We start from the raw sequence: 5,805 nt of genomic DNA on the forward strand, positions 1-5,805 counted from the left end.
GGCCAGCTGTTATTTTGATACAAATATTATAAGTTTTTTAGAGATTGCCTATACAGATGAAAAACAAAATTTCAAAACAAAATTAATTCCTTTAAATAACTATTATAGCGGTTCTAAAAAATCAGGAATGAATAGCGTTTTTTATAAGGGATATTTTAACATGCTTTCTCTTCAAAGTCTTAATTTTGATGCATTGAATAAAAGTGATAATATTAGTTATATTAATATAAAAAACTTCTTTTTGATTTCTTATCGGAATTTATTAGGGGATAACAAACAATTATACTTTAATTCTGAAAGAAAGATTATGACTAGAGAAAAAGGAGAAATAATGTTTTCTTTATATAACAAAGAGGTTAAAAAAGATTTTCAAAAATTAACTATTTCAGAATTAGAAGGATTAGCAAAGAAAAATTTTATAGAAGGAATAATTTAAAATTGTAACAAACAAGAATTTGGTCCATACACCTTTTTTATAAAGAGTTTAAAGGAGAGAAAATGACTATAAATCAAATCGAAAAAAATATAAAAAAATTGATTGATGGAAAAATAGAAGGAAAAGAATTTATATATGAACTTCTTTTGGCTTATGGATCACCTAAGGCATCCATAAAGAGACTTAAAGATGGAAATACTAATTTATCAAAAAAAGTTAATGAGATAATTTGGAAGAAAAAATTATTTTTTAAAGAAACCTATGACAGAGATCTTCATCTAGAAATAACAGAGTTAGAAGATCAAATAAAATATGGAGAAAGATTCATAATTGTTACAAATTTCAAAGAATTTTTAGCTATAGATACTAAAACAAAGGATAAATTAGATATAAAATTTAAAGATTTAGTAAAACACTATGATTTTTTCTTACCTTGGGCAGGAATGGAAAAAGCAGAATATCATGCAGAAAATCCAGCAGATGTAAAAGCAGCAGAAAAAATGGCTAAACTTTTTGATGAGATAAAAAAAGATAATCCAGATGAAACACCAGAGTTTATTCACGGGTTAAATATTTTCCTTTCAAGACTGTTATTTTGTTTTTTTGCTGAAGATACGTCTATATTTTCAAAGGGACAATTTACAAATGTCATAAGTTCACACACTCAAACAGATGGAAGTGATTTAGATAAATATTTAGAAAAACTTTTTGAAGTGTTGGACACAAATGAGTTAGATAGAAAAGATCTACCTAAATATTTAGAGGATTTTCCATATGTAAATGGAGGGCTATTTAAAGAAAAAATAAAAATACCTAAATTTACTAAACATTCAAGACGGGCGGTAATTGACAGTGGGGAACTAGATTGGTCAGCTATCAATCCTGATATATTTGGTTCAATGTTTCAAGGTGTTATATTAGAAGATAAAAGAGGGAGTTTAGGTATGCACTATACCTCTGTTCCAAATATTATGAAGGTAATAAATCCGCTATTTTTAGATGAATTAAATGAAGAATTTGAATCAGCTTGTGGAGATAATAAAAAATTAAATAAATTACTGATAAGAATAAGGAATATTAAAATTTTTGATCCAGCATGTGGGAGTGGAAATTTTTTAATTATTGCATATAAAGAGCTTAGAAGATTAGAGATGAAAATTTTAGAAGAGATAACAAAAAGACAAATGATATTAACTTCAACAGGGATTAAGTTAAGTAATTTTTATGGGATTGAAATAGATGATTTTGCACATGAAATAGCAAAATTAGCTCTATGGTTAGCAGAACATCAAATGCATTTAGAATCTTTCCAAAAATTTGGATTAAAACAAGCTACTTTACCATTAAAAGAAGCAGGTAAGATAGTATATGGAAATGCTACAAGGTTAAATTGGGAAGATATTTGTCCTAAAAAAGTAGGTGATGAAATCTATATCTTAGGGAATCCACCGTATTTAGGAACTCGAAATCAAAAAGAAAAACATAAACTTGATATGGCTTATATTTTTGAAGGTATGAAAAATTATAAATCACTTGATTATATATCTTGTTGGTTTTTTAAAGCTTCAAAATATATTAAAAAATTTACAGCAAATTATGCTTTTGTTACAACTAATTCTATTTGCCAAGGAGATCAAGTCAGTATTTTTTGGCCATTAATAATTAATGAAAACCTAGAAATTTCTTTTGCTACTCAATCTTTTAAGTGGACAAACAGTGCAAAAGGAAATGCTGCAGTAACCGTTGTTATTATAGGAATTAGAAATATTAATAACAAACCAAAGTTATTATTTAATAGTAGCATAAAAAAAACAGTATCCAATATTAATTATTATTTAGTAGAAAGTGAAAATATAGTTTTAGGTAGAAGGTCCTCTTCGGTAAGTGGGTTGCCTAAAATGATAAAAGGTAGTATCCCTGCTGATGGTGGGCACTTAATACTTGATAAAGAGGCGTATAAAATTTTATCTCAAAATTTATTGCTATTACCTATTATAAGAAAATTTATTGGTGCACAGGAATTCATCAAGAATATAGAAAGATGGTGTTTATATATCGATGAAAAAAATAAACAAATAGTTGAAAATATTCCTGTTATACGTGAAAGATTAAATGGTGTTATAGAAATGCGATTGAAAAGTTCAAAGAAAGCAACTAATATCCTAGCTAAAACTCCTCATTTGTTTGCAGAAGATAGACATCATCAAAAACCTTGTATTATTATTCCTTGCACAACATCAGAACGTAGAAATTATATTCCTATTGGATTTGTAGATTCAGATCCAGTTATATATGCATCTGCTCAAGCTATATATGATCCGAAACCTTTTATATTTGGAATAGTAACTTCTCAGATGCACATGGCATGGATGAGAACTACTGCTGGGAGATTAAAAACAGATTACCGATATTCTTCTGCTTTAGTTTATAACACTTTCCCATTTCCTAAAATTACTAAATCTCAAAAAGAAGAACTCACAAAATGTGTATTCAAAATCTTAGAAGAAAGAGAAAAGCACAGTGAAAAAACTCTAGGCCAACTTTATGATCCAGATAAGATGCCAGAAGGACTAAGAGAGGCTCACAGAGTAAATGATTTGGCTATTGAGAGCTGTTATAGAGCAAAACCTTTTGAAAGTGATGAGGAGAGACTGGAATACTTATTTAAGATGTATGAGAAGATGGTGGCAAAAGAAAGCGAATAAAAGATATTAAGGAGGCTAAAATGCCAGATATAGTAAGGGTAAATTATGAAAATACAGGGAAAAGTACTAGCACAAATAACATGGGAATGAGAGATATGCAATCGAGAGCTTATGAATCAAGGAATGCTCAATATCTTTTATTAAAATCGCCTCCTGCATCTGGTAAATCTAGAGCATTAATGTTTTTAGCATTAGATAAATTATTTTATCAAGGGATAAAAAAAGTTATAGTTGCTGTTCCTGAAAGATCTATTGGAGGGTCATTTGCTAAAACAGATTTAGAGTCTCATGGATTTTTTGCTGACTGGGAACCAAATGATAGATATAATTTGTGCACTCCTGGAAGTGATGGGAGTAGAAGTAAGGTGAAAGCTTTTCATGAATTTATGGATAATAAAGAACCTATATTGATCTGTACCCATGCTACTTTACGTTTTGCATGTGAAGGATTAGATGAGGAAAAGTTTGACAATACTCTTCTTGCTATAGATGAATTTCATCATGTTTCAGCAGATGCAGACAATAAGTTAGGAGAAATACTGAGAGATATAATGGCTAAATCAACAGCTCATATAGTTGCTATGACAGGTTCTTATTTTAGAGGAGATAGTACTCCAATACTAAAACCTGAAGATGAATCTAAGTTTACCAAGGTTACTTATAACTATTATGAACAATTGAATGGTTATGATTATTTAAAATCATTGGGGATAGGATATCATTTTTATCAAGGAAGATACACTTCTGCAATAATGGAGATATTAGATACCAATAAAAAAACAATATTGCATATTCCAAATGTTAATTCTGGAGAATCTACAAAGGATAAACATAATGAAGTTGATTTTATAATTGATGAAATAGGAGAAATAGATTATCAAGATCCTAAAACAGGTGTAATTTATGTGAAAAGAAATACTGATGGAAAAATAATAAAAGTAGCTGATTTGGTAAACGATACACAGAGTGAAAGAGACATGATTGTAAATTATTTGAGAAATATAAAAAGTGCAGAGGATATGGATCTTATAATAGCCCTTGGTATGGCCAAGGAAGGATTTGACTGGCCGTACTGTGAACATGCTCTAACTGTGGGATATCGAGGTTCACTAACTGAAATAATTCAGATTATAGGTAGAGCTACAAGAGATAGTAATAATAAAACTCATGCACAATTTACCAATTTAATTGCTCAACCAGAAGCAACAGATGATACAGTAAAATTATCGGTGAATAATATGCTAAAAGCTATCACGGCTTCTCTACTTATGGAACAAGTATTGGCCCCTAATTTTAAATTTAAAACAAAATTTGATGGAGACAAAGCCAAACCTGGAGAATTGAAGATAAGAGGATTAAAAGAACCTAGTACAAAACGTGTAAAAGATATTTTAGAATCAGATTTGAACGATCTAAAAGCTAAAATTTTACAAGATAACCAAATGTTAAAAGCGATGCCAGGAAATGTAGACCCAGAGGTTATAAATAAGGTTCTGATTCCTAAAATTATTAGAGTTAAGTATCCAGAATTAACAGAAACTGAAGTTGAAGAAGTTCGACAGCATGTAGTAATAGATTCAGTTGTTAAAAGTGGTGAAATTAAAGAAGTAGGGGATAAAAGATTTATTCGAATGGCGGGAAGTTTTGTAAATATAGATGACTTACATATCGATTTAATAGACAGGATAAATCCATTTCAGGAAGCCTTTGAGATTTTATCAAAATCAGTCACTAAACAGGTTCTTAAAGTTATCCATGAAACTATAGAGGCAACTAGAATTGTTATGGATTTTGAAGAAGCAAGAATTTTATGGCCAAAGATACAGGTTTTTATGAAAGAAACTGGAAATCCTCCTAGATTAGATTCCCTTAGACCATTAGAAAAACGAATGGCAGAATGTATTATTTATTTAAAAGAAGAAAAGAGAAAAGCTGAAGCGAAAAAAAGAGAGGCTCAAAATGGATAAAGAAAAAATTTTAAATGATATATTTAATAGTGATTCTTTAGGAATATTAGAAGTTAAAACTAAGAATTCAAACACAGTGAATTCAGAAGATAGGCTTATCATTTCATTTGAAGAGGTCAATGAATTTTATGAAAAAAATAATAGAGAGCCTGAAAAAAATATTTCTAATATTTCGGAATATCAGTTATATACAAGATTAAATGGGATTAGAGAAAATACAATTAAAATCGAGTCCCTAAAATCGAGTGACAAGTTTAATTTGCTAGAGGTAGCAGAAGCAAAAGAAGAAGTAGAGAAAGAGATCAATTCTTTAGATGATTTATTAGAAACTGATTTTTTAGATATATTAAGTGATGAATCTGAGGACTTATTTAATTTTAAACATACACCTAAAAATTATGAAAGGGAATGTACAGATTTTGTAGGTAAACGAAAACCTTGTAAAAACTTTAGTGACTATGAGAAAAAATTTAAAGAGGTTCAAAAGCAATTATCTAATGGTGAAAGACGATTAGTGGAATTTAGAGAAGATAATTTAAAAGAAGGAAGTTACTACGTCTATAATGGAATATTAATGCTCTTAGAAAAAATAAATATATCTCGAACAGAGCAAACCTTTAAAACAGGAAAAAGAATAAGAAAAGATGGAAGAACAAGGTGTATTTTTGAAAATGGGACAGAATCAAATATCTTATAT

4 protein-coding genes are annotated in these 5,805 nt (G+C 29.1%); all 4 read left to right on the top strand.

Annotated features, from left to right (window positions below; translation table 11 throughout):
* On the top strand, positions 1-436 hold a 436-nt coding region (locus WBG30_RS07350; RefSeq protein ID WP_424503992.1), incomplete at its 5' end, for a hypothetical protein.
* A 62-nt stretch (positions 437-498) separates the two neighbouring features.
* A complete protein-coding gene (locus WBG30_RS07355) occupies positions 499-3,141 on the top strand; it encodes a class I SAM-dependent DNA methyltransferase (protein ID WP_424503993.1) in 2,643 nt (880 codons plus the stop codon).
* 20 nt (positions 3,142-3,161) lie between these two features.
* Entirely contained in the window at positions 3,162-5,108 is a 1,947-nt protein-coding gene (locus WBG30_RS07360) for a DEAD/DEAH box helicase (protein ID WP_424503994.1), read from the top strand.
* Positions 5,101-5,805 (top strand): hypothetical protein (locus tag WBG30_RS07365; RefSeq protein ID WP_424503995.1); only part of this gene is annotated, 705 nt, incomplete at its 3' end. The genes WBG30_RS07360 and WBG30_RS07365, both read left to right, overlap by 8 nt.

It is taken from the genome of Psychrilyobacter sp., from assembly GCF_049671765.1.
Lineage (GTDB): Bacteria > Fusobacteriota > Fusobacteriia > Fusobacteriales > Fusobacteriaceae > Psychrilyobacter.

Excerpts from the sequence above, each read along its gene's own strand:
- WBG30_RS07355 (WP_424503993.1), top strand. The coding sequence starts at position 499 with ATGACTATAAATCAAATCGAAAAAAATATAAAAAAATTGATTGATGGA.
- WBG30_RS07360 (WP_424503994.1), top strand. The coding sequence starts at position 3,162 with ATGCCAGATATAGTAAGGGTAAATTATGAAAATACAGGGAAAAGTACT.